This is a genomic window from Streptomyces sp. NPDC026672, assembly GCF_040638185.1.
Lineage (GTDB): Bacteria > Actinomycetota > Actinomycetes > Streptomycetales > Streptomycetaceae > Streptomyces.
Genome location: NZ_JBEZXS010000050.1, coordinates 31,943 through 56,305, shown reverse-complemented (window position 1 = coordinate 56,305; position 24,363 = coordinate 31,943). Strand labels below are relative to the sequence as shown.

Annotated in this window: 21 protein-coding genes; 10 read left to right on the top strand and 11 right to left on the bottom strand. The window is 73.1% G+C overall.

Translation table 11 applies throughout. The features are described 5' to 3' along the window. Window positions 1-42: 42 nt before the first annotated feature. Both AB0F77_RS36940 and AB0F77_RS36935 read right to left on the bottom strand, forming a co-directional pair. The gene (locus tag AB0F77_RS36940) at window positions 43-1,008 is read right to left on the bottom strand and encodes an NADP-dependent oxidoreductase (RefSeq protein WP_361957149.1); all 966 of its coding nucleotides are present in this window, start codon (window positions 1,006-1,008) and stop codon (window positions 43-45) included. A 2-nt stretch (window positions 1,009-1,010) separates the two neighbouring features. Beyond that, window positions 1,011-1,499, bottom strand: coding sequence for a nuclear transport factor 2 family protein (locus AB0F77_RS36935; RefSeq protein ID WP_361957146.1), 489 nt, complete (start codon window positions 1,497-1,499; stop codon window positions 1,011-1,013). A 156-nt stretch (window positions 1,500-1,655) separates the two neighbouring features. Here AB0F77_RS36935 and AB0F77_RS36930 point away from each other — a divergent pair, with 156 nt between their 5' ends. From AB0F77_RS36930 to AB0F77_RS36920, 3 genes are all read left to right on the top strand, one after another. Beyond that, the gene (locus AB0F77_RS36930; protein WP_361957143.1) at window positions 1,656-2,465 is read left to right on the top strand and encodes a LysR family transcriptional regulator; all 810 of its coding nucleotides are present in this window, start codon (window positions 1,656-1,658) and stop codon (window positions 2,463-2,465) included. 96 nt (window positions 2,466-2,561) lie between these two features. Continuing rightward, window positions 2,562-3,023: an SsgA family sporulation/cell division regulator gene (locus AB0F77_RS36925; protein WP_361957140.1), complete on the top strand. Its 462-nt coding sequence runs from the start codon at window positions 2,562-2,564 to the stop codon at window positions 3,021-3,023. A 134-nt stretch (window positions 3,024-3,157) separates the two neighbouring features. Continuing rightward, window positions 3,158-3,646, top strand: a complete 489-nt coding sequence (locus AB0F77_RS36920) for a hypothetical protein (RefSeq protein ID WP_361957137.1) — start codon at window positions 3,158-3,160, stop codon at window positions 3,644-3,646. Window positions 3,647-3,708: 62 nt separating this feature from the next. Here the strand turns inward: AB0F77_RS36920 and AB0F77_RS36915 are convergent, their stop codons facing one another. Continuing rightward, window positions 3,709-4,512, bottom strand: a complete 804-nt coding sequence (locus tag AB0F77_RS36915) for an EamA family transporter (protein WP_361957134.1) — start codon at window positions 4,510-4,512, stop codon at window positions 3,709-3,711. A gap of 172 nt (window positions 4,513-4,684) precedes the next feature. On the opposite strand from AB0F77_RS36915, the gene AB0F77_RS36910 reads away from it, so the two are divergent. Then, the gene (locus AB0F77_RS36910) at window positions 4,685-5,215 is read left to right on the top strand and encodes a CGNR zinc finger domain-containing protein (protein WP_361957131.1); all 531 of its coding nucleotides are present in this window, start codon (window positions 4,685-4,687) and stop codon (window positions 5,213-5,215) included. Between the two features lie 10 nt (window positions 5,216-5,225). Here AB0F77_RS36910 and AB0F77_RS36905 read toward each other — a convergent pair whose 3' ends face one another. From AB0F77_RS36905 to AB0F77_RS36880, 6 genes are all read right to left on the bottom strand, one after another. Further along, entirely contained in the window at window positions 5,226-5,768 is a 543-nt protein-coding gene (locus AB0F77_RS36905) for a helix-turn-helix domain-containing protein (RefSeq protein WP_361957128.1), read from the bottom strand. A gap of 205 nt (window positions 5,769-5,973) precedes the next feature. Further along, on the bottom strand, window positions 5,974-6,696 hold the full coding sequence (locus tag AB0F77_RS36900) for a zf-HC2 domain-containing protein (protein ID WP_361957125.1): 723 nt from the start codon (window positions 6,694-6,696) through the stop codon (window positions 5,974-5,976). Continuing rightward, entirely contained in the window at window positions 6,693-7,259 is a 567-nt protein-coding gene (locus AB0F77_RS36895) for a sigma-70 family RNA polymerase sigma factor (protein WP_361957122.1), read from the bottom strand. Before AB0F77_RS36895 ends, AB0F77_RS36900 begins: the two co-directional genes overlap by 4 nt. Window positions 7,260-7,541: 282 nt before the next feature. After that, entirely contained in the window at window positions 7,542-7,787 is a 246-nt protein-coding gene (locus AB0F77_RS36890; RefSeq protein WP_361957119.1) for an acyl carrier protein, read from the bottom strand. 223 nt (window positions 7,788-8,010) lie between these two features. Then, entirely contained in the window at window positions 8,011-8,898 is an 888-nt protein-coding gene (locus AB0F77_RS36885; protein WP_361957116.1) for a LysR substrate-binding domain-containing protein, read from the bottom strand. A 128-nt stretch (window positions 8,899-9,026) separates the two neighbouring features. After that, window positions 9,027-9,884, bottom strand: a complete 858-nt coding sequence (locus tag AB0F77_RS36880; RefSeq protein WP_361957113.1) for an NAD-dependent epimerase/dehydratase family protein — start codon at window positions 9,882-9,884, stop codon at window positions 9,027-9,029. Between the two features lie 248 nt (window positions 9,885-10,132). On the opposite strand from AB0F77_RS36880, the gene AB0F77_RS36875 reads away from it, so the two are divergent. Next, a complete protein-coding gene (locus AB0F77_RS36875; RefSeq protein ID WP_361957110.1) occupies window positions 10,133-11,362 on the top strand; it encodes an MFS transporter in 1,230 nt (409 codons plus the stop codon). 105 nt (window positions 11,363-11,467) lie between these two features. Here the strand turns inward: AB0F77_RS36875 and AB0F77_RS36870 are convergent, their stop codons facing one another. Further along, a complete protein-coding gene (locus AB0F77_RS36870) occupies window positions 11,468-15,550 on the bottom strand; it encodes a discoidin domain-containing protein (protein WP_361957107.1) in 4,083 nt (1,360 codons plus the stop codon). 454 nt (window positions 15,551-16,004) lie between these two features. Between AB0F77_RS36870 and AB0F77_RS36865 the strand changes: the two genes are divergently transcribed. After that, window positions 16,005-16,691 carry a YoaK family protein gene (locus AB0F77_RS36865; protein WP_361957104.1) on the top strand — a complete coding sequence of 229 codons (687 nt, stop codon included), beginning with the start codon at window positions 16,005-16,007 and terminating at the stop codon, window positions 16,689-16,691. Window positions 16,692-16,761: 70 nt separating this feature from the next. On the opposite strand, the gene AB0F77_RS36860 is transcribed toward AB0F77_RS36865, so the two are convergent. After that, on the bottom strand, window positions 16,762-17,763 hold the full coding sequence (locus AB0F77_RS36860) for a LuxR C-terminal-related transcriptional regulator (RefSeq protein ID WP_361957101.1): 1,002 nt from the start codon (window positions 17,761-17,763) through the stop codon (window positions 16,762-16,764). 353 nt (window positions 17,764-18,116) lie between these two features. Here AB0F77_RS36860 and AB0F77_RS36855 point away from each other — a divergent pair, with 353 nt between their 5' ends. From AB0F77_RS36855 to AB0F77_RS36840, 4 genes are all read left to right on the top strand, one after another. Continuing rightward, on the top strand, window positions 18,117-21,032 hold the full coding sequence (locus AB0F77_RS36855) for a S8 family serine peptidase (protein WP_361957098.1): 2,916 nt from the start codon (window positions 18,117-18,119) through the stop codon (window positions 21,030-21,032). 187 nt (window positions 21,033-21,219) lie between these two features. Next, on the top strand, window positions 21,220-22,170 hold the full coding sequence (locus AB0F77_RS36850; RefSeq protein ID WP_361957095.1) for a hydroxyquinol 1,2-dioxygenase: 951 nt from the start codon (window positions 21,220-21,222) through the stop codon (window positions 22,168-22,170). A gap of 56 nt (window positions 22,171-22,226) precedes the next feature. Further along, window positions 22,227-23,186: an amidohydrolase family protein gene (locus AB0F77_RS36845; protein WP_361957092.1), complete on the top strand. Its 960-nt coding sequence runs from the start codon at window positions 22,227-22,229 to the stop codon at window positions 23,184-23,186. A 31-nt stretch (window positions 23,187-23,217) separates the two neighbouring features. Beyond that, entirely contained in the window at window positions 23,218-24,363 is a 1,146-nt protein-coding gene (locus AB0F77_RS36840; RefSeq protein ID WP_361957089.1) for an iron-containing alcohol dehydrogenase, read from the top strand.

The following is a 24,363-nucleotide window of genomic DNA, read 5'->3' as shown; positions in this document are numbered from 1 at the left end:
CTCCACTGGAGACACACGCTGCACTGCTTCCGCCCCTCCGTGTCACGGGCCTGTGCGGCACCCACAGGACGCTGCTGAGGGACAGGGCGCCATCGTCACGACGACCTTGCCGCCGGTGCCGCCCGCCGCCAGCGCCCGCTGGGCGTCGGCGGCGTGCTCCAGGGCGAACGTGGCACCCACCCGCACCCGGAGCCGGCCCGCTTCGGCCAGCTCCACGACGGCCCGCAGGTCGGCGCCGTCGAGACGGCAGAACACCGGCACCACACCCGGGTGTCCCATGTCCGCCACCGACGCCGTGCGGGTGCCGTCCCGGCCCGCGCCCGCCGTCGCGGCCAGTACACCGCCGCCGACGGTGTCGAGCACCGTGTCCACCCCGGCCGGGACCAGCGCCCGCACCCGCTCGGCCGTGCCCGGACCGTAGGCGACGGGCTCGGCGCCGAGGGACCGTACGTACGCGGCGTCGCGGGGAGCGGCGCTCCCGACGACCCGGGCGCCGCGCGCCACGGCGATCTGCGCGGCCAGCGAGCCGACGCCGCCCGCTGCGCCGTGCACGAGCAGCGACTCGCCGGGCCGTACGTCCAGGGCGTGCACCACCGCCCGGTACGCGGTCAGCCCCGCGAGCGGCAGCCCGGCCGCCTCCGTGAAGTCCAGGGAGCGGGGCTTGTGGACCAGGGTGCGGACGTCCGCCGAGATCAGCTCGGCGAGCCCGCCGTGCGCGCGCTGCACCTCGCCGCGCACATATCCGACGACCTCGTCGCCGGGGGCGAACTCGGCGGCGGCCGGGCCGGAGCGCACCACCACCCCGGCGACGTCCCAGCCGGGCACGACAGGGAAGAACGTCTCCACGGCGTCGTCGAGGGCACCCGCCTGGAGGGCGAGGTCGGCCGGGTTGAGCGCGGCGGCCCGCACCCGCACGAGCACCGAGTCGACGTGGGTCCTCGGCTCGGGCAGGTCCGCGGGTTCGAGGACCTCGGGGCCGCCGTAGCGGCGGTAGACCATGGCCTTCATGCTCAGACCCCCGGCACGGCCATCGGCATGTCCATCAGGACGTCGTGGCGCACGATCTTCCACTCGCCGTCGACGCGGCGCAGCTCGGTGTCGTAGTACCCCGACTCGATCGGTTCGACCGTGCCCTGCGCCCCGAACGTGCCCTCCGGCCAGCCGGTCCCGGGGCGCCGCGCGGCCTGCACCCGGAACACGATGAACTGCGCGTTGAGATGGGCCCGGTCGCCGTCGACCTCGATGATGTGGTCCGAGGTCGTGTGGTGGCTGGAGCCGCCCTCGGGGTGCGGGGCCATGTAGTGGTCGACGGCGTACTCCACCGCGGCCCCGCCGATCAGGGGCTCACCGAACGGCTCGTGGGTGCCGGGCCCGGTCTTGATGTGGATCTGTACGACCGCGTCGTCCGTGAACAGGGCCCCCTGGGCCTTGCCGTCGCGGCGGTCCGTCGCGCGGACGTAACGGGCCAGCACTTCCTGGACCCGGCGCTCGTCGCTCATGGCTGGTTCTCCTCGTGAGGAACGTGATGAAGGTGGGTGGGGCAACAAGGGGCGGAGGGGGCGGCCGGTGGGGCCGGTCTCCGTCCGCGCTCCAGTCGACCAGCCGGCGGGCCGGGGAGCCATGACGGTTCGGACATGCGGCGATACCCTGAGGACATGGATCGTCTGGAGACCCGCGAGCTGGTGTACTTCACGGCCGTCGCCGAGGAGCTGCACTTCAGCCGGGCGGCGGAGAACCTCGGCATCACCCAGCCGGTGCTGTCCCGCGCCGTCGCCCGGCTGGAGCGGCGCATGGGCGTCACCCTGCTGGACCGCACGAGCCGGCGGGTGGAGCTCACCGACGCGGGCCGGGTCTTCCTCGACGAGTGCCGGCGGCTCCTGGGGGAGCTGGACGCGGCGGTCACCCGCACCCGGCGGGCCGGGCGGGCCTCCCGCCTCGTCGTCGCGGTCCGCCCCGGCACGGGCACCGGCCTCTTCGCCCGGCTGCTGCGCCGGCACACCGGGCCCGAGCCCGAACTCGTCTTCACCCACGACCGCGGGACGGCGCTGCGGGAGGGCGTCGCCGACGCGGCGCTGCTCTGCGTGGGCAGCGACGACCTCACGGGGCTGCGCGCCGTGGAGGTCACGGAGGAGAACCCGGTGGCGCTGCTGCGCGGGGACCATCCCCTCGCCCGCCGGACCGCGGTCACCGTCGCCGACCTGCGGGGCGAGCCCGGGTACCGGGGGGAGTGCCCCGAGGCGGGCCTCGACGAGATCATGGACCGGGTCGCGCTCGGCCGGCTCGTCACGGTGGTCGGCTCGGCCGCGGCGGACCGGCTCCCGCCGGACGTCGCCGCCGTACCGGTGGCCGACCTGCCGCCGACGACCCTGGCCTTCTGCTGGGCGCCGGGGAACACCGACCCGGACCTCATGGCACTCGCCGACGTCTTCGCGGCGCACGCGCGCGGCACGATCGCGGTGGCCTGATCCAGAACGATTCCCAGTCGCCTGACTGATGCGTACTACGCCGGTGGGCGGTCATGTTGAGGAGGAGCGGAACAGCGCACACCACGGGAGGCCACCATGAGCGGGAACCATTTCGAACCACGGGCGAAGGACTTCGGTACGCGGCCGGCGTCCCCCCTGTCGCTGTCGCTCACCGTGCACCGTGTGGTGCGGGAGGACGTCCGGATCCCGCTCGGCGCCGAGTTCCGGTTCGACCCCGGGTCCCCCTTGCTGGTGACCGTCGTGTTCCGGCCGAAGGACGGCCCCGACGTCACCTGGCACCTGGGCCGCGACCTGCTGTGCGAGGGCCTGCTGGAGGCCGGCGGCCTCGGGGACGTCCGGGTCTGGCCGGAGCGCGCCAGAGGGCGGGCCGTGCTGCGGCTGATGCTCGCGGCCCGCGGGGCCAGTGCCCTGTTCGAGATCGACCGCCGCGCCCTGGAGGAGTGGCTGTTCGACACCTGGGACCTCGTGCCGCCGGGCACGGAACTGGACGGCGTGGACTGGGACGCCCTCCTCGACGGACTCCTGGACGGCCGATGACACCGCGCGCCGCACAGCCCGATCCCGCACCCCGGCCCCCGCACCGCGACCTCACACTCCGGCCCCCGCGCACCGCGCACCCCGGCCTCAGCCCCCGGCCCCCGGCCACCGCGCCACGACCCCTGGAGACGGACATGACGACGCCCGGCACCCGATCCCACTCCGGAACGGACCGCCCGCCCCTGCCCCGCAGGGCCGCCGCCCCCGGCCGGCCGACGCTCACGCTGGTGGGCGACAGCGGCGAGGACCCCTTCCGGCGACCGGTGGAACTGCGCACCGTGAGCACGTCACCGATGCCGCCCGGTGTGCGCGGTGCGCTGGTGACGGCGGTGGACGCGTCGCCGGACGGCAGACTCCAGGTCGTCTGGCTCCCGGCCGCTGCACGGTCCCGGCTGCCCGCGGGCCGGATCCTGCTCGCCTGGCGGCCCGTGGGACACCACCTCACCGAGGTCACCGCCCGGCTCGCGCTGCCCGGCGGTGAGGTCCTGCTCGCCACCTGGCCGACGCTCGGCGGAGAGTGGTCCGAGGTGGTCCGCCCCACCGTGGCCGAGGTGCGGGAGCTGCACGCCGCGCTCCGGCTGGCCACCGACGTCCTGGAACGCCTGGCCGACCGCCCGAACTGACCGCGCGCGAGCGCCGGTCCCGGCGCCGGGCTCCGTGCAACGGCCGTGTGCGTCACGGGAGTTCAGCGCGCCCTTTCCCGCGCCTGCTGGCGCGTCGCCCAGCCTCCCGCGGTCACGACCATCACCATGGCGAGCAACTGGCGGACCGTGAGGTGCTCGCCGAGCGCGGCGAAGGCGACCAGCGCGCCCACGGCCGGGCTCAGCGCGAGCAGCACCCCGAACGCCCGGGTGTCGACGCGCCGCAGGAGCGTCATGTCGAGGGTGTAGGGGATCAGCGAGGACAGCAGGGCGACCGCGAGACCCGTGCCCAGCACCGACGGGCGGGCCACGACGTCCCGGCCCCCGGCGAACGCGGCGACCGGCACCAGCACACAGGACCCGCAGGCCAGCGCCAGCGCGAGACCGGTGAAGTCCGGGAAGAGGCGGCCGACGCGCCGGTTGAGCACCACGTACCCGGCCCGGCAGACGGCCGCGGCGCAGCCCAGCGCGATGCCCACCGCGGGCAGGGCGGCACCCGGCGCCGCGAGCAGCAGCACACCCGCGAGGGCCAGCAGGGCCGCGCCCATGTGCCCGGGGCGCCGGGACAGCGCCGCCGACAGGCCGAGCGGACCGAGGAGTTCGAGCGTGGCGGCCACACCGATCGGCAGTCGGCCGATCGCCTGGAAATAGGCGAGGTTCATCGCCGCGAGGACCAGCCCGAGGCCGGCCGCCGCCCCCCACTGCCGTGCGGTCACCGCACGCGGCCGGGGCCGGACCAGTAGCCACATCACCACGGCGGACAGCCCGAGCCGCAGCCCGGCGAGCGTCGTCGGACTCACCGTCGCATAGGCGTCCTTGGCCACCGCGGCACCGGCCTGGAGACTCACCGCCTGACCCAGCATCAGCGCCGGGGCCACCCACCCGCCAGCCCGTGCCGAAGGTGCCGCCCTGTCCGCCATGGATCGTGTCCCCGTTCGCTCCCGGGCGCCCGCGCCGGGCACGGGGCCACGGCGGGCGCCGCCGCTTCCGCTGTCCCACCCACCGTGCTGTAATCCCTTTGTGCACTTCAACCATTACGGGGGAGAGGCGGCCCGGCTGGGCGCGGACCTGGCCAATCTCGGGGCGTCTCCCGGACCCGGGGAACTGGAACCCCTGCTCGCGGCGCACGGCATCGTGGACCGCGCACTCGGCGAGGCGCAGACGCGCGAGGTGTGGGAATGGAGCCGGCGCCTGGCCGGCTGCTTCGGCCCGCAGGAGATCGACCGGCGCTGCGACACGGTCAACGCGCTGCTGGCGGACGCCTCCAGCCGGCCGTACGTCTCGCTGCACGACGGCGTGCCGCACCTCCACTACAGCGCCGCGGGCGCCGACGCCGTCGCACACCTGCGGGCCGTGACCGCGGCCGGGCTCGCCTACGTCGTGTGCTTCGCCGGCGCCGACCGGCTCGGCCGCTGCGCCCGCCAGGGGTGCGGGCTGGCCTTCGTCGACACCTCGCGCAACGGCCGACGCACCTACTGCACCGTGCGCTGCGCCAACAACGACGCGGTCGCGCGCCACCGCAGACGCCGGGAGGACGGGGAGCGCGGGTGAGGCGGCGCCCTCAGGATGTGCCGATGCCCCGCAGCAGGGTGTCCACCGCGATGTCGGCGGCCTGGGCGGCGGAGAGTTCGGGCAGCCGCTCCGACGCGAGGTGCATCACCTGGGTCAGCAGCCCGCTCGCCCACCCCTCGGGCAGGTCGGCGCGCAGCAGCCCCTCGTCGACGGCGCGGCGCAGGAAGACGTCCACCTCGGCGATCATCCGGCCGCGCCGCTCGCGGATCGACTCCTCGGCCCGCATCCGGGTCAGCTCGACCGGCCAGGCGCGGTTGACCGCGATGACCCCCTCCATGTACCGGTGCAGCGCCACGGTGACCGGGGCCTCGCGCAGCCGGGCGGCGGCCACGGCCTCCTCGACGGCGGTCAGCCGCGCCGCGTACACGGCGGCGAGCAGGGCCTCCCGGGTGGCGAAGCGCCGGTAGACGGTGCGCCGGTCCACACCGGCCTCCGCCGCGATGGCCGCGATGCTCACTCCCGGGTCGACGGCGAGCATACGGGCACCCGTCGTCAGCACCAGTTCCAGATTGCGTGCGGCGTCGGATCTCATCCGTCCACTATAGTCACGGTGAGATGCCGGATGTGAGGTATTGCGCCCCATGCATGCGGCATATGCGGCACCGAATGCCCGCTGTGTGTGACACTTCCCCGCGCCGCCTCGGGCCCGTGGCGCGGAGACCCCTGACACGGAAGCCCCGTGGCTCGTGGCCACGGGGCTTCCGCGAGGCGTCGGGCGGGCGCGTCGGGACGGCGTCCTACAGGGCGACGTCGACGTACCGCTTCCCGGCCTCGTTCTCCACCAGGACGGACTTCACCTGGTCCGGGTCCACCGCGGCCGACCCGTCGATGCCGCGCGCCGCGCCAGGGGGCACCTTGTGCGCCGCGCCCCGGGCCGGGACCACCCAGCTCGCCGCGATCTCCCGGGCACCGTCCTTCGAGACGACCACCAGGCGGCAGCGCTCGCCGGCCGGCACCCCGCTGACCGAGGCGTTGACCCGGACCCAGCCCGTCGCCGGGGTGAGCCGCACGGTCATGCCCGCGTCGGTCCCGCTGTCCTTGGCCGAGGCCACCCGGACCCCGGCCTGCGGCGCGCTCGACGTCGGCGCGGGACCGGCCAGGCCGGAGGAGCCGTCGTCCCCGGCCGCCAGATACCCCCCGAAGAACAGCACCGCCGCCGACGCGGCGGCCCCGAGGCCCACGGCGAAGGAACGGCGGCGGCGCTGCCCCGCCTGTTCCTGGCGGACCTGGCGCAGGGTGCGCTGGAGCAGCAGGTCGCCGTCGTCGGGCGGCCCCTCCAGGAACGCCTCCGGAGGCACTTCGCCGAGTGCCTCCTCCATCTCCCGCAGAGCTGCGAGTTCCATGCGGCACGCCTCACACTCGGCGGTGTGCACCTCGACCGAAGAGCGGTCGTCCGGCTCGATGAGGCCCAGCGTGTACGCGCTGAGCAGTTCGTCGTTCGGATGCTGCTGTGTGCTCACGCCGCCCCCACCTTTCGAAGCTTCAAGCCGCTCCCCGAATTGCCGCTTGTGTACAGCTTGCGCAATGCCTTGAGGGCGTGATGAGAACGGGACTTCACCGTACCCTCCGGTATGCCGAGGCGTCCCGCGGCCTCGGACGCCGTGCGTCCCCGGTAGTAGATCTCCACCAGGACGGCCCGGTGCTCGGGCGTGAGCCGGTCGAGCGCGTCCATCATCACCAGGGAGTCGACCACGTCCTCGGCGTGGTCGTGGTGGACGGGCGCGGTCGCTTCCGTCTCGGTCACCTCGGTGGGCCGTGCCGCCTTGGCCCGGTAGTGGTCGGTGACCAGGTTGCGGGCGACCGTCAGCAGCCAGCCACGGAGGGAGCCCTGCGGATTGGCGATGACCTCCGGGTGCTTCCAGGCACGGATCAGCGTCTCCTGGACCACGTCCTCCGCGGCCTGCCGGTCACCGGTCAATCGTGTCGCGTACGCCAGCAGAGCCTTCCCGTGCTCCGCGTAGAGCGTGCGGATCAACGCTTCATGACTCGTGGCCTGTGGGGCACGAGACCGTAGGATCGCCATCTAGCTACTCCATCCCCGTGGGTTCACCAGGAACACGAGGCAGACGAGCAGCAGGGTTCGGACGGTTCACGTGACATGGGTCACTGATGTTGACCATTCAAACACCGAACACATGCCCAGTGGGGCCCCGGTTCAATCCTCGACACCGCGACGACATCGGAAAATGAACCCTTCGTGGGTCCCGTGTCGTGATGCAGGTGTCCGGGGGACGAAGGGACGGCGGCGAGTGCCGGACGGGGGTCTGCACTCGGCGCCGTCCCCGGCAACCGCCCGGCCGGGCGCTCACCGGCATCGGGAGAAGGCGTGGAGGACGTCGCGCACGGTGCCGTCCGGATCGACGTCGCGGGCGGCGACCGCGGTGCCGTACCGGATGTTCAGCGCGTTCACCAGCTCGATGAGGTCCAGGGAGTTGAGTCGCAGGTCCCGTAGCACGGCGTCCATGCGGATGTCCTCCCGCGGCGTGCCGAACTCCTCCCCGAGGATTCTGCCGAGTTCCCGCAGGGTCAGGGGCGGTGCGTAGTCCTTCATCAGCCGCTCTCGGGTTCGTGATGGCCTGGTTTCGAAGGGCGGTCACGCCGTGACGGCGACCTCACTGTCTGCTCACGCCACGTACACGAGGCGGACCACCGAAACAGTTCACATCTGCGGCGATCGTCTGCGACCGACCTCGAACCACCGGGCCGCACAAAGCCGTTGGGGCCGTGGTGTCACACCACGGCCCCAACGGTGAAGCGGTCGTACGGTCATCCGGTCACGGCGACGTGTGCTCCTCGGGTCCGGCGAAGGCGCGTTCCGCGGCCTCGGCGAAGTCGTGGACGAGAGGCGAACGCCTGGCGGCCACCCAGGCCAGGCACACCCGGTTGGGTCCGATGTCCTCGATCGGTACGGGGACCACGTCCGGGCGGGTGTAGAAGCTCGCCGTGGACAGCGGCAGCACCGAGATCCCGGCCCCCGCGGCCACCAGTTCCAGCTTCTCCTCCACCTGGTGGATCACCGGCACCTTGGGACGCTCGGTGTCCCGCATCTCCAGTGCCACGTCACGCCACTCCGGCACCGCGTCCGGGTCCTGGAGCAGATGCTCGTGGGCCAGGTCCGCGATGGCCACCGACGCCTTCCCCGCCAGCCGGTGCGCCGACGGGAGCATGACGACCCGCGGCTCCTCGAACAGCGGCCGCACCTGGAGGTCCCGCTGGTCGACGGGGAGCCGGACGACACTCACGTCCGCCCGGCCGTCCCGCAACACCTCGACCTGGTCGTCCCAACTGGTGCGCAGGAGGCGTACGTCGAGTCCCGGATGCCGGGCGGTGAGCGCGACGATCGCCGGGGTCACCGTGATCCCGGGCATGAAGCCGATCGTGAACCTCGGTGTGCCCTCCGCCGCGGTCCGCACCCGCCTGAGCAGCGCCTGCGACGCCGACAGCAGGGCGGGCGCGTCCTCCAGCAACTGCTCGCCCGCCGGGGTCAGCGAGGTGCCCCGGCGGTCCCGGGCGAACAACTCGACCCGGAGCTCGTCCTCCAGGGCGCGGATCTGCCGGGAGAGCACCGGCTGGGCGATGTGCAGCCGCTCCGCCGCCCGGCCGAAGTGCAGTTCGTCGGCCACCGCCACGAAGTACCGGAGCTTGCGCAGATCGACGTCCACCGTGACTCACCGTCCACTTCCTTGCCGCGCCACCGGGGCCGACCGCCCCGGCGGACCCCGCAGGACCCGTCGGCCCACCGCTCCCGAATCTACCCGTCCGGCCCCCGCGCGGACGTCCGGCTGGACGGTCAGCCACGCGCCAGTTCGGCCAGCGGGTCGGTGTGCGCGGGGGACCAGCCCAGCTCGGTGCGGGCCTTGGCCGGGGTGAACCGCTGGTCCAGGACGAACGCGTCCGCGACCGCGCCCATGCGCTCGCGCGCCTCCTCCAGGGAGATCGACTCCACCTTGCCCTCCAGGCCCACGCTGTGGCTCACGGCCACGGCGACGTCCTCGGCGGTGGGGTTCACCCCGCCCACGCCGACGTAGACCGAGCCAGCCTTCGCCCTCAGCGCGGCGACGTACAGCTCCGCGACGTCCTCGACGTGGATCAGCGCCCAGTGGTTGGCGCCGTCGCCGATGTACGGGATCGCTCCCGCCGCCTTGCCCGGCGCGGTGTAGAAGAGGTCGATCAGCCGGTTCTCGCCGCCGTACAGCAGACCGGGCTGGACGACGACCGGACGGCCGCCCTGCTCCGCGCGCCGGAGCACCGCCTCCTCGACCGGCCGCCGCCAGGCGACCAGGGCCGGCGGGTTCCACGGCGCGGTCTCGTCGACCACCCCGTCGGTGTCGCCGTAGACCCAGCTGCCGCCGGTGTGCACATAGGTGCCGGTGCCGATGCCGTCCTGCATGGCGGTGGCGGCCGCGAGGTCGGCCTCCCCGGAGTCGGCCTGCGCCAGGTGGACCACCGCCTCGGCCCGTGCCGCCGCCGTGTTGAGGACCCCCAGGTCGCCCAGGCCGCCGATCACCGGCACCGCGCCCAGCGCGCGCACCGCGTCGGCGGAACGCTCGTTGCGGGCCAGCGCCTCCACGGTGTGCCCGTGCCGGATCAGCGCACCGATCACGGCCTTGCCGATGTAACCGGAACCACCCGTGAGGAAAACCTTCATGACCTTCGTCCTTCGCTCGGTTCGGAACGTGTCTCCAGACTGCGCCGGGAGCCGGTGACCGGTCCAAGACCTGTTCCGGCGGCTGTGATGCCCGACGGGCATCAACACCGCGGGGGCGGGGGCGCGGCCTGATACCGGCAGGGCATCGATCCGCACGCAACAGGTCTTGGACGGCAGCGGGAGACCCCGCCGACGCTGGGTGTGCGCCCTCCGCGCACCGCCCTCACCCGCAAGAGGAGACACACTCCATGTCCACGACCGCCGCGCCGGCGCACGGCACGTCCACCGCGGCCCCCGGTCTCACCCGCTCCATGACCCTGCTCCTGGCGGTGGCCACGGGCGCGATCGCCGCCAACCTCTACTACGCGCAGCCACTGCTCGACGTGCTGGCCCGCTCGCTCCACACCTCCGCCGGGACCGCGGGACTCGTCGTCACGGTCACCCAACTCGGCTTCGCCGCGGGCCTGGTGTTCGTGCTGCCGCTCGGCGACCTGGTCCGGCGCCGTGCCCTGCTGACGGGGCTGCTGCTCCTCGACGCCGCCGCACTGGCCGCGGTGGGCCTCGCCCCGGACCTGCCCCTGGCACTGGGGGCGTTCGCCGTCCTCGGCCTGGCCAACGTGGCCGCCCAGGTGCTCGTGCCCGCCGCCGCGCACCTGGCCCACGACGACCAGCGCGGCCGGACCGTCGCCACCGTCATCAGCGGCCTGCTCACCGGCATGCTGCTCGCCCGTACCGTCGCGGGCGCCGTGACCGGCCTCGTCGGATGGCGGCCCCTCTTCCTCGGTGCCGCCGCGCTGATGCTCGTCGTGACCGCCGTCCTGCGCCGGGCCCTGCGCGGTGTGGACGCGGCACCGTCCGGGCGGATGAGCTACACCGCCGTGCTGACGTCCACCGTCCGGCTCTACCGCACCAGCTCCGCCGTCCGGGTCCGCTCGGCGTACGGCGCCCTCGGCTTCGCCGCGTTCAGCGTCTTCTGGTCGACCGCCGCGCTCCGGCTCAGCGGCCCCCCGTTCGGCTACTCCCCGGCCGTCATCGGTCTGTTCGGACTGCTCGGCGCCGCGGGCGCCCTGGCCGCCAACCTCACCGGACGGGTCCGGCGGCACACCCGCGGCACCCCGACCGCCCTCGCCCTCGCCGCCGTCGGCCTCGCCTACGCCGTGCTCTGGGGCACGGACGGCTCCCTGGCGGGCTTCATGGCGGGCGTCCTGCTCCTCGACATCGGAGTGCAGGCCCTGCACGTGCTCAACCAGCGTGTCGTCTACGACGTCGACCCGGCCGCCCGCAACCGCGTCAACAGCGTCTACATGACCTTCTACTTCGTCGGCGGTGCCCTCGGCTCGGCCGTGGCGCCCGTCATGTGGACGCGCGCGGGCTGGACGGGCGTGTGCCTGACCGGCCTCGGGACGGTCGCCCTGGCCGCGCTGCTGTGGGTGTGCACCACGGCGCGCCGCAGCGGGACCCGACCCGGCCGGACATGACACAGCGGCCCGCGCCGTCGATCCGGTCGCGGGCCGCCGTGCGTCCCGTGGGGGGAGAGAGGAAGAGCATCGGCCCCGGCGGGGGAGCGCCGGGGCCGGGTACCGCTACGGACGGACCGAGGAGGAACTTCCGTTGAACGCCGTCACCTCGACGCGCGGACGGTGCGAGGTGAGCGCGTGGGCCGGCCAGGACAGGGTGACCGTCCGGGACTCGCCGGGCAGCAGCCACAGGTAGTTGTCGCTGTACAGGGTCGGCAGCACACGGTGTCCCGTGGCGTCGTCCAGCAGCGACAGCCGCACCATGGAGGCGACCACGGAACCGCGGTTGCGGACCGTCACGGTCAGCTCCTGGCGGTCCCCGGAGCGCTTCTGGCCGGTGACCGAGCCGGTCACCTTCACCTGCCGCGCCTTCGACAGCGCCTGCATGGCCTCCGGCTTGCGGTAGCGCCAGTAGGTGTTGCCGGACCGCACCCGGCCGTCCGGGCCCTCCAGCGTCAGCCGCAGCAGGTGCAGGTCGGGCAGGTCGTCCGTCCACGCGGCGGTGAACGCCTCCGCGGTGGCCGCGGCCGCCACGTCGAGGCGGACCGTGCGGTCCTTGCCCAGCCTGCGGCCCGACAGGTCGTACAGCGTGGCCGTCACCGTGGCGTTCTTCAGGGCCTGACGGGTGTGGTTGACCGCGATGACCCGCCCCTCGGGGTCCGCCTGCACGTGCAGGGGCTCACAGGCCGCGCGGGCGCCGTAGTAGGTGCCGTTGACGTCGAAGTCGTAGTCGTAGGTCTGCCAGACCGTGCTGTGCCAGGCCGGGTGGGACATCCACAGCATCAGACCCGTGGCGTTGTCCCACAGGTTGGCGTTCCACGCCTCGAACATCGCGCGCGTGTTCTCGAAGTTGACGAACTGCGCCTTGCGGGCGAAGTCGTCGAGGCCGTGCGCCTCGCCGAGCCGGGTCTCGATGGCCGCCTTGTACGTCTGCGGCGCCTGGTTCCCGCGCTCGCTCCAGTCGTGGTAGTACCACGCCCCGCGGATGGGCCACTCCGGCTCGTCGCCCGTCATGCTGCGGGTGCTCGCCGCCGTGGACACCACCGGCATGCCGATCTCGGTGTGGAAGCCGAAGTCCTTGCTGCCGTAGGTGGTCGGGTCGAAGTACTTGTCCGGCTCGACCCAGCCGTAGGGGCCGCCACCGGTGATGATGCCGCCGGCCGAGTTGTTCTGGTAGAGCAGGCCCGGTGCCCCCTGCTCGACCGCCTCGCGCATGCCCTTGTCGATCGCCGCGGGCGGGTTGCCCTCGTTCGCGCCGCACCACACGACCACACTGGGGTGGATGCGGTAGCGCAGCACGGTGTCCCGGGCGATCGAGTTGAAGTCGTCGTGGTTCGGCGGGTCCATGCCCCACGCGTTGGGGAAGTCGTTCCACACCAGGATGCCGTACTCGTCGCAGGCCGCGAAGAACTCCTCGCGGTCGCACGTGCCCACCCAGTTGCGGATCATCGTGAAGTTCATGTCCCGGTGCATCCGCACCGCCGCGTCCATGCGCTCCGCCGGCATGCGGCGCAGCAGCTCGTCCCAGCCCCAGTTGCCGCCGCGGGCCAGCACCCGGACACCGTTCACGGTGATGGTCAGCGGGTCGGGGCTGTTGGACACCGACTTCACGTCGGTCCACGAACTGCCGTCGTCGGAGACCTGGATGACGTACGTCTTCGGGTACGCCGACTCCCACACGACGGCCACCCGGTCGAACCGCCGCGACGAGCCGAGGTCGACCTGGATCCACTGGTTGTCCTCGTAGGCGGAGGACCAGCGGCTGCCCGGGTTGCCGTCCGTGGCGTTGGAGGCGGGGTTGCCCGAGTCCTCCGTGGAGGCCGTGGCGGTCCTGTGCAGGGCGAGGTCGGTGCCCGGGTCGGCGCTGTCGATGACACCCAGCGACCACAGGGAGTTGCCCCAGCTGGTGTTGCGCAGCCCGCAGGCCAGGCGCACGTAGCGGGCGGTCCGGGCGTCGAAGTCCTCGACCTGGAGGCTGGCGTTGCCGTTGTTGAAGGGCAGCGGCACGGCGGTGTTGTCGACGGACAGCACGTCGGTCCACGCCGAGCCGTCGGCGGAGACCTGGACGACGAACGTCTTCGCGTACGCCTGCTCCCAGGTCAGGTCGAGCCGGTCGAAGGACTGCTGCGAGCCCAGGTCGACCCGGATCCACTGGTCGTCCTCGTAGGAGGAGGACCAGCGGCTGTCCGGGTTCCCGTCGGTCACGTTCGCCGCGCCGTGGTCGTCGCCGTCCGAGCTGGACGCCTCGGCCGGCGCGTGCAGCGCGAGGTCGATGCCGGTGCGGGCACTGTCGAACACCGAAAGGGTCCACAGCGAGGAGCCCCAGGAGGTGGCCCGGGTGAGGCACCGGACACGCACGTGGCGGGCCTGCTGCCGGTCGAAGGTCACCGTCTGCGTGTAGGAGTCGCCGGAGGCGGCGAACGGCAGCGGCACCTTGTACTCGTAGCCGTACTGGCGGATGCCGAAGCGGGTGGTGCGGCGGTCGCTCTCGGTGCCGTCCACCGACGCGACGAGCGTGAGCCGGTGCAGATCGGGGTCGCCGAGGCCGTTGGGCCACCACAGCTTGGGGTTGCGCAGCCGCAGCTGCCGGAAGGCGTCGGGTGCGAACGTGACGTCCACGGTCTGTCCGGCCGGGACGGTGACGACCTTGCTCACCCGCACGTCGTCGAAGGACGCGACGACGGTCGCCCTGTGGTCGGCGGTGTCGGCGTTGCGCACCGGGACGACCACGGTCAGCTCGGCCACCGACACGTCGGGCAGGTTCGGCAGGGAGGTGTCCACCCGCGGGTCGCCGATGACGACCTGGCCGGTGGAGCGCAGCCGGACGTGGTTCCAGATGCCGGCCGCGCGGTCGCGCACCGCGGGCATCCAGTCCCAGCCCGAAGAGGCCAGGTACGTCGGCGAGTTGAGGTTCATCTGGTTGGCGCCCGCGTCCACCCAGGACTCGCCCGCCGGACCCTTGTCACCGGGGCTGCCGGGCACCGGCATGGGGTCGATGCGCACCGCGAGCGCGTTGTCCCCGTCCGCCGCGAGCAGCTTGGTCACATCGTGCGCCGAGCGCGCGAAGGGGTACGTCAGACCGCCGACCTGCTTGCCGTTGAGCCAGATCTCGGCCTTGTGGTTGACCCCGTCGAACTCCAGCCAGACCCGCCGGCCGGACCCGGTGCGCAGCCCGCGCGGCAGGTCGAAGTCACGCTTGTACCACCAGGAGTGCCGCGACAGCGCCTCCGGGATGTGCAGGTTGTTCAGGCCCGCGACCGGGTCGGGCAGCTTGCCCTGGTCCACGAGCGAGGCCAGGACCGTGCCCGGCACGGTGGCCGGCAGCCAGCCGCTCGTGTCGACGGACGCCTGCGACAGCTTCGCGCCGTCGCCGTCGGCCCAGTCGTCCATGGTCAGCCGCCAGCCCGACTCCAGCGGCACGGTGCCGTCCGAGGCCACCGCCAGCTTCGGCGCGTGCTCGGTGTGGGTGCCCCAGTCGGTCCAGCCGGTGGCCGAGGGGCGGTGCCCCTGCGGGGTGCCGTAGACCTCGAACCCGTTCAGCCCGAGCGGGTTCGCGCCGGAGCGCCGGCGCGAGGTCATCCGGACCCAGCGGGCCGTCACCGGGCGCGCCAGCTGGATGTTCACCACCCCGCCGGTGCCCGCGGTCGTGCGGTACACGCTCGTCCAGGACTTGTTGTCCTTGGAGGTCTCGACCACGAACTCCACGGCGTAGCTGGAGAGGATCTCCTTGCCCGTGGTGCCGCTGTTGGGGTTTCCGCTGGTGGGCGGGGTGAAGACGGGGTCGCTCGCGTCGCCCTCGAAGGTCAGCCGGACCCAGGACACCTCACAGGCGGCCTGGAGGTCGATGGATATCCACTGCGGGTCGCTCGCCTCCGCCCGCCAGCCGCTGCCGCGCACGCCCTGCGAGCCGAGCCGGTCGACGACGAACTCCGCCGGGGTGGGCGCGTACGCGGTCGAGGAGACCGTGACGGGCCGGTAGAGCGCGAGTTCACGGGGCGAGGAGGAGACGGTCGGCGCGTCGGCGCCGGCGGCCGCGGCGGTCGACACGGGCATCAGTGAACCGAGGCCGAACCCCGCCAGCAGTGTGGAGCCCGTAGTGACGACCGACCGCCGTGACATGTGCCGCGGCGGGCTCGACTGATCTTTCATGAGCGTGATGTCCCATCGAGAAAACTGTGGCGCGGGCCGGTGCGCCTGACCGACCGGCTCGGCACGCCCGGTGCCAACGAAATGACAACGTTGCCAAAGGCTCTGGTGTGAGGAGGGTCCTGTCAACCCCTGATGTCGGGATCGTCGTGAAAGCGGGACCCGCGGGGTGGGTTGAGCTGGTGTCGAGGTTTGCGGCAGCAGATATGTGTGCGGTGCACGGTGGTCGGGCGGGACGTGCTGTCAGGTCCGGGGCTTAGGGATCGTCGCCCGTGTGACGGGTGTGGCCCCGCGGGGCGGGTTTGCGTGAGCACCGGGCAACTCGCCGTCGTGGACGCCGTGACGAGCGGGGTGGAATGTGCTGTCGGCGGGCAGCCGGGCCGGGGTGGGGCGGTTCCCGGGCGCGGACGACGTGCCCCCGCCCGGTGTGTGTCGTTGAGAAGGCGTGGAGGACCGTATGCGGGACAGGACCGGACCCGGCCGGGAACTGCGTGTCGCCGTGGTGCTGCTGGTGGCGGCGTCCGGCGCGGTGGAGACCGTGTCGTTCATCGCCCTGGAGCATGTGTTCGCCGGTGTCATGACGAGCAACCTCGCCCTGCTCGGCATGGCGATCGGGCGCAGCGGGGAGACCGCCGTGACCGCGGCGGTGCTCGCGCTCGCCGGGTTCGGGGTCGGGGCCGTGGCGGTCGCGCGGTTCACCGGGGCCGGCGGGGGGACCGTGGCGCACTGGTCGCCCCGGGTGCTGCTCTCCCTGCTCGCCGAGGTCGTCCTGCTCGCCGTGGGCGCGGGGGTCTGGGCGGCCGTGGGCGGCTCGCCGGGTGGACTCGCCCGTGACGTCCTCCAGTTCGGTGCCGCCCTGGTGATGGGCATGCAGGCGGCCGCCATGGTCGCGGCCGGTCACGCGGCGGCGCCGACCACCTATCTCACCGGCACGCTCGCCACGTACATCGTCAAGGGTGTCGGCGCGGCCCGCCCGGACCGGTGGGTGCCCGCCCGGCTCGGGGCCATGATCGTCGGGGCCGATGCCTCGGTGGTGCTGCTGCGGGAGGCGCCGGCCTGGACGGGGGTGCTTCCGGTGGCACTCGCGGGAGCCGCCGTGGCGCTCGCCCGGTCGCCGCTGCGCCGGGCCCGCCGGGGGGTCTGACGCCGTACGGGCGTCGCGCGTGCCGTGCCATGTACGGGGCGTCGCGCGGCTCGAGTCGGGCCGCCCCGCGTCAAGTCAGCCAGCCCCGCTCGCGTGCCCTGGCCCCCGCCTGGAAACGGGTCCGGGCGCCGAGACGGTGCATCAGATCGGCGATCCGGCGGGTGGCCGTCCGGGTGCTCATGCCCAACTGCCGTGCGATCGCCTGGTCCTTGAGCCCGCTGTGCAGCATGCGCAGCAGGATCAGGTCCGCCTCGCCGGGCTCGTCGCCGCCCGGCTCGGACGGGCTCCGCCCCCGGTCGCCGGCCAGTGGCTCGGCCTTGTTCCAGTACGCCTCGAAGAGTTCCATCAGCGCGTCGAGCAGCCCGGACGCGTGCACCACGGCGACGCTGTCGTACTCCGTCCCGGCCAGCGGGACGAGGGCCACGCTGCGGTCGAGTATGTGCAGTTTGAAGGGGAGGTGGGGCAGCATCCGGGACTGCTCGCCGAGCGCGTTGAGCTTCAGGATCGTCTCGAAGCGACCGGGGTAGGCCATGGACTCCGGGCAGTAGATCGACCTGATGTCGACGCCCCGGTCGAGCCAACTGCTGGTGACCGCCGTCTCCGTGGTGTCGTCGTGCGGGCGGCCGTTCGGCCGCCCGAGATAGGGCGGCCGGTCCAGGATCCACAGATGGCTGGTCACGGACCGGCTCAGCTCCACCACCAGCCGGGCCACGTTCTCCCGGCCCGTCAGCACCTCGACCAGACTGCCCGGATCGGTGTGCAGCCGTCCCCTCTGATAGACGCCGTTCAGCAGCTCCACCGCCGACTCCACCTCGGAGAACGCCGAAGCGGCCGCCACCCGGCGCTGGTTGAGCAGGGTCGTCAGCGCGGTGCGCGGTCTCGTGGCCTCCCAGCGGCCGGGGCCCACCCGCTGCGCCAGACCGAGCGCGGCCAGCCGCCGTAGGGCGTGCGTCACCCGTGCCGCGGAGGCGTCGACCAGCCCCGCGAGCGTGCCGACCTTGCGCTCGCCGTCCGCCAACAGTTCGCGGTAGACGGTCTCGTCGAAGGCGCTGACGCCCAGAGCTTCGAGCACGGCTCACCTCTCCGGTCGGGGCGGACGGGGGAGTCGACCGCCCGAGGCGGGACGGCGCCCGGACCGTTCGGCGCCGCTGGCGTCTTCGGTCACCGTGGCCAAAGACGCCACGAGACTATCTGGACAAGATCAGTTGGGGCGGCGTTCACTTCTGTCGGATCCCCGCACCGTCCGTCACCCGACCGGCCCACCGCACGTCCGCACCGGCAACCGCGGGGCCCCTTTCCGGTAACGAGCACACGCTCGCGACAGACACCTCGCACGATGGGGAGGAATCCGTGACGTCCCAGTCACGAAGATCAATACGCCGTGGGGACAGGCGAGTCGGCGCCGCGGCGGCGGTGGCCCTGGCCATGGCCGTCCTGCCGCTCACCGCACCCGGAGCCGACGCGGCGCCCAAGGACCCGGCGACGAGCGGCCATTACCTCGTCACGCTCGCCGACCGGCCGATCGCCACCTACGACGGCGGAGTCGACGGCATCGCCGCGACCAAGCCCGCGCCCGGCGCCGACCTGGACACCACCACGACCGCGGCCAAGCGCTACCGCGCCCGTCTGGAGGGCCGTCAGACCACCGTGGCCCGCAGCGTCGGCGCCGAGGTCGGCCGCCACTACGCGGTCACCACCGACACCTTCACCACCACACTCACCGCCACCCAGGTGGTCCGCCTGCGCGCCACGAGCGGTGTCGTCTCGGTCGTCCCCGACGTCCTGCACCACGTGACCGACGACAGGAACTCCACCGACTTCCTGAACCTCTCGGGACGCAAGGGACTGTGGGCGGCGCTGGGCGGAACGCGCGCCGCCGGCAAGGGCGTTGTCATCGGCGACATCGACACCGGGATCTGGCCGGAGAGCGCCTCGCTCGCCGCGCCCGCCCTGAAGACCTCCCGGCCGTCCGCCGCCGACCCGTACCGGCCCTACCGCAGCGGCACCACCACCGTCATGCGCAAGGCCGACGGCACCACCTTCACCGGCACCTGCCAGACCGGTGAGCGGTTCGCCGCGAGCGACTGCAACGAGAAGCTGATCGGCGCCCGTTACTTCGGACAGGCGTGGTTGAACGCGGTGCCCGAGGCCAACCGGGCCGACTACGTCTCGCCCCGGGACGGCGAGGGACACGGCACGCACACCGCGACCACCGCGGCTGGGAACGCCGGAGTACGCGCGACCATCGGCGACCGTGACTTCGGCACCGTGTCGGGCGTCGCGCCCGGCGCCACCGTCGCCGTCTACAAGGCCCTGTGGGAGAGCAAGGACGGCAACCAGTCCGGCGGTTTCACCTCCGACATCGTCGCCGCGATCGAACAGGCCGTGGCCGACGGCGTGGACGTCATCAACTACTCGGTGGGCTCCCTGTTCGAGTCCAACCTCACCGACCCGGTCCAGGTCGCCTTCCGCAACGCCGCGGCGGCCGGGGTGTTCGTGTCGGCCGCGGCCGGCAACAGCGGCCCCACCGAGAGCTCGCTGGACAACACCCCGCCCTGGGTGACCACCGTCGCCGCCGGGACCGTCGCCCCGTACAAGGCCACGGTGGTCCTCGGCGACGGCACGCGGTACACCGGGGTCAGCACCAGCGTCACGAGCACGCTCGGTCCCGAGCCGCTCGTGCTCGCCGAGTCCGTGCGCACCGCGCAGGCCACGGCCGGTGACGCGGCCCTGTGCCAGGACGGCACCCTCGATCCCGCGAAGACGGCGGGGAAGATCGTCGTCTGCGACCGCGGGGTCAACGCCCGTACGGCCAAGTCCGCCGAGGTCGCCCGGGCCGGCGGCGTCGGCATGGTGCTGGTCAACCTGACCGACCTCAGCATGGACGCGGACCTGCACTCCCTGCCCACGGTCCACCTCAACGTCCCCGGCGCGACCGCCGTACGCGCCTACGCGGCGACCGCCGGAGCCACCGCCACGCTGACCACCGGCGGCACCGACATCCCGTACCCGCAGGTCGCCGGGTTCTCCTCGCGCGGCCCGTCCACGGTCAATCGCGGCGACCTCCTCAAGCCCGACCTCACCGCCCCCGGCGTGTCCATCCTGGCGGCGGTCGCCCCGCCCACCAACGACGGCCACTCCTTCGCGTTCGAGTCGGGCACGTCGATGGCGACCCCGCACGTGTCGGGCCTGGCCGCGCTCTACCTCGGTGAGCACCCGACCTGGTCGCCGATGCGGGTCAAGTCCGCGATGATGACCACCGCGACCGCGACCGAGACGCCGGACGGCAAGCCCGGTTCGGACGTCTTCGCACAGGGTGCGGGCGAGGTCGACCCGGCCGCGATGCTGAAGCCCGGACTGGTCTACGACTCCGGCGAGCGGGACTGGCTCGCCTATCTCGAAGGCCAGGGCGTCGACACCGGCACGGACGTCAAGGCGATCGACCCCAGCGACCTCAACTACCCGTCCATCGCGATCGGCGACCTGTTCGGTCGGCAGACCGTCACCCGCACCGTCACCGCCGTCACCCCGGGCAGCTACCGGGCGCGCGTCGACGTGCCGTCGGGCGTGCGGGCCACGGTCAGCCCGGCCGTGCTCCACTTCAGCAGGCCCGGACAGACCCACTCCTTCACGGTGACCTTCGACATCGGCACCGCGCAGGTCGGCACGACCGTCACCGGCTCCCTGACCTGGACGGGCGCCCACAAGGCCGTGCGCAGCCCGATCGTCCTCACCCCGCAGAGCGTCCGGGCCCCTGACCGGGTCACCGGCACGGGCGAGCGGGGCACCGTCACCTACTCCGCGACGCCGGGCGTGCGGCCCTTCACCGCCACCGCCTACGGCCCGGTGTCGGCGGACGCCGAGCACGGCTCGGTGACCAGCCACGGCTCCCCGACGGACAGTGAGCAGTACTTCGCCGTGCGGGTCGCCGCGGGCACCAGGGCCGTCGAGTTCACCGCCCGGCCCGACAACCCCGACGCCCAGGTGGCCCTGGTGGTCGGCCGGGTCGTGAACGGGCAGCCGCTGTCCACGGGTTGGGTGGTGCTGCCCACCTCGGACGCCGTGGTGACGGTTCCGCACCCGGACGCCGGTGACTACCTGGCCGCGGTCGTCACCCTCGGCGACGCGGCCGGGACGACCTCGACACCCTTCACCCTCCAGACCAACCAGGTCGGGGCGAGGGCGACGGGATCGGTCACGGTCACCCCGGGGCGCTCCGACGGCCCGCAGGGCACCCCGCTGGACCTGACCGCCGGTTGGTCGGGCCTCGGCACGGGGGCGCGGTCCACGGCGTGGATCGAGTACCCCAACGGCGCGGGGACCGTGCTCAGCCTCAACTGACGGTTCGCACAGCCGAGTTCATCTTGCGGTGCCGGTCCCTGAAGGGGCCGGCACCGCTCGGCGTTCCGGGGCCTGCGCGACGTCGCCTCCCGGATATCTAGACTATACCGTATAGTATATCGTCATCGGCTGTCAGGCACGCCCGGACGCGGTCAGGGCCTCCGGGCACCGGCAAGGGAGGTTCACCGTGGCGTTCCACGGCTATCACCACATCACGTCGACGGTCACCAGCGCGCGGGGCGACGTCGACTTCCACGTCCGCGTCCTGGGGCTGCGCAACGTCAAGCGCACCGTGCTCCTGGACGGGGCCCGGCCCTTCTACCACCTGTACTACGGCAACGAGTACGGCGAGCCGGGCACCCTGCTCACCTCGTTCGCCTTCGGCCCCGACCGGCCCGAGGGGCGCCGGGGCTCCGGCCAGGTCAGCTCCATCGCCCTGTCGGTCCCGGCGGGGAGCGTCACGTACTGGCACGACCGGCTGAACACGCTCGGGGTGGACGCCGTACCCTTCGAGCGGCTCGGCGAGCGGCGCCTGCGGTTCGCGCACCCGGACGGCATCGAGTACCAGATGGTCGAGGTGCCCGTCGACGGGCGGCTGCCCTGGGCCGGCGGCGGGATACCCGAGGCGGCGGCGATCCGCGGGGTGCACAGCGTCACCGTGTGCAGCCGCGAGGTCGACGAGCTGGACATGTTCCTGCACGAGGGCATGGGGCTGCGCACCCGCGACAAGGACGGCGCGGTCACCTCGTACAGCATGGCCGAGGGCGCCGCGGGACAGGTCGTCGAGATCGACCACCGGCCCGAGGTCCCGCAGGGCACCTGGGGCTACATGCGCAACACCGTCGACCACGTCGCCTTCGACGTCCGCGAGGCCGACGTCCAGCTGGAGTTCAAGGACCACCTGGAGGCGATGGGCTACATCGACGTCACCGAGCCCCGGGACCGCAACTACTTCTACTCCGTCTACTTCCGCACCCCGGCCGGCGCGATGTTCGAGGCGACCCGCAGCCACCCGGAGGGCTTCCTCAAGGACGAGAGCCTGGACAGCCTCGGCAGCTGTCTCCAACTGCCCCGCTGGCTGGAGGAGCGGCAGGACGACCTGCTGGCCGAACTCCAGCGCACCCAGCCGCTGGACTGAGCACCGCGCCCGGCCCACGCACCCCACCGACACACGCACAGAAAGGCGGACGCCCCATGGCGCCCCACCGTATCGACGTGCACCACCACGTCATCCCCGACGCCTATCTGCGGGCCATGGACCGGGCGGGACTCGACGACCCGATCGCGGGCGTCGCCTACCCGCGCTGGGACGTCGACACCGACCTCGACCTCATGGACCGCTACGACATCCGCACGGCGATCGTCTCCATCACGGCGCCCGGCGTGGCCTTCGCCACCGGCGAGGAGGCCGCGTACGTGGCCCGCGCGACCAACGAGGCGATGGCCGAGCTGTGCGCGGACCACCCCCAGCGGTACGGCGCGTTCGCGCTGATACCGCTGCCGGACGTGGACGCCGCGCTGGCCGAGATCGACTTCGCGCTGGACGTGCTGGGCCTCGACGGCATCGGCCTGTTCACCAACCACCGCGGCACCTATCTGGGGGACCCGCACTTCGAGCCCGTCCTCGCGGCCCTCGCCGAGCGGGACGCGCTCATCCACGTGCACCCCGCCCAGCCGGCCGCCACCGACCAGCCGACGTTCGGACTGCCGCCGTCGCTCTACGAGTTCACCTTCGACACCACCCGCATGGTGGCGAACCTGCTCTACAGCGGCACCCTGGACCGCCACCCCGGACTGCGCATGATCGTCTCGCACGCCGGGGGAGCGGTCCCCTTCCTCGCGCACCGGCTCACCTACGCCGCCACCATCAACCCGCGACTGGAGGACCGTCAGCCGCGCGACGTGCTCGGCTCGTTGCGCAACCTGTACTACGACACGGCGATGGCCGCGAACCGGCCCGCGCTCGCCGCCCTGAGCACGTTCGTCGGCGGCGACCGCATCCTGTTCGGCACCGACTACCCGTTCATGCCGGAGTCCACCACGGCGGAGTCGGTCGCGGCGGTCCGCGACTTCTTCGACGCCGACACCGTCGTGGACGTCGAGTGGAACAACGCCGCGGCGCTGCTGCCGCGGTTCGACCGACTGTCCGTGTGACCCGTCCACCACCAGCACCACGGAGCCCGAAGTGAAAACGGCCTGGCAGCACGAACTCCCGCCGGGGGAGCTGGCGTTCCTCCCCACCCGCCGTGTCGTGTGGGGACCCGGCTCGATCCACCGGCTGGCGGACCTGCTCGACGGCCTCGGGGCCGAGCGGGTGCTGGTGATGACGTCGCGGTCCCTGGTGCAGGAGGGCGTGTCCCTCGGGCGCGTGCGCGCGCACTGCGGGGCCCGGTACGCGGGCGGGTTCGACGCCCTCCCCGCCCATGTCCCGCGGTCGGCGGTCGACGCCGCCGCGGCGGCCGTGCGCGCGGCCCGCGCCGACACCGTCGTTTGCTGCGGCGGCGGTTCGGTGATCGACGCGGGCAAGGCGGTGGCGGCCCGCCTGGCCGAGGAGGACGGCGGACCGCCGGTCGCGCTCGTCGCCGTACCCACCACCCTGTCCGGCGCCGAGTTCGCCGACCACTACGGCGTCACCGAGGAGCGGGACGGAGCGACGGCCAAGCACACGCACACACGGGAGGACGTCACCCCGGCCGTGGTGGTCCTGGACGCCGAACTCACCGAGGCCACCCCCCAGTGGCTGTGGGCGGGCTCCGCGCTCAAGGCGCTGGACCACGCGGTCGAGGGGCTGCTGTGCTCCGGCGTCCGGCCCGTGCTCGACGAACTCGCCCAGGCCGGCGTCCACCGGCTCGCCGAGGCGCTCCCCGAGTCGCTGGACCCGCGGTCGTGGGACGCCCGCCAGGAGTGCCAGATCGCCGCCTGGTACTGCTACTTCACCCCGGCGAGCCTCACCCTCGGCCTCAGCCACCGCATCGGGCACGTCCTCGGCGGCACCTACGGCGTCCCGCACGCCCACACCTCCGGGCTCACCCTGCCGGCCGTGACGGCCGCCATGGGCCCGGTGGTGCCCCGGCGCCTCGACCTGGTCGCCCGCGCCCTCGGCGCCGTCGACCCGCGCTCCCCGGCGACGGGCGGCGCGCGGGACGCCGCCGCCGCGCTGTCCCGGCTGGCCGCCGGGGCCGGACTGCCCACCCGGCTGCGCCAGGTGGGCATCCGGCGGACCGACCTCGCGGCGATCGCCCGCCAGGTCATGGACCGCTACCCCGAGTCGACCGCCCAACTCGACGGCACCGGCACGGACCTGACCGGCCTGCTCGCCTCCATCTGGTGA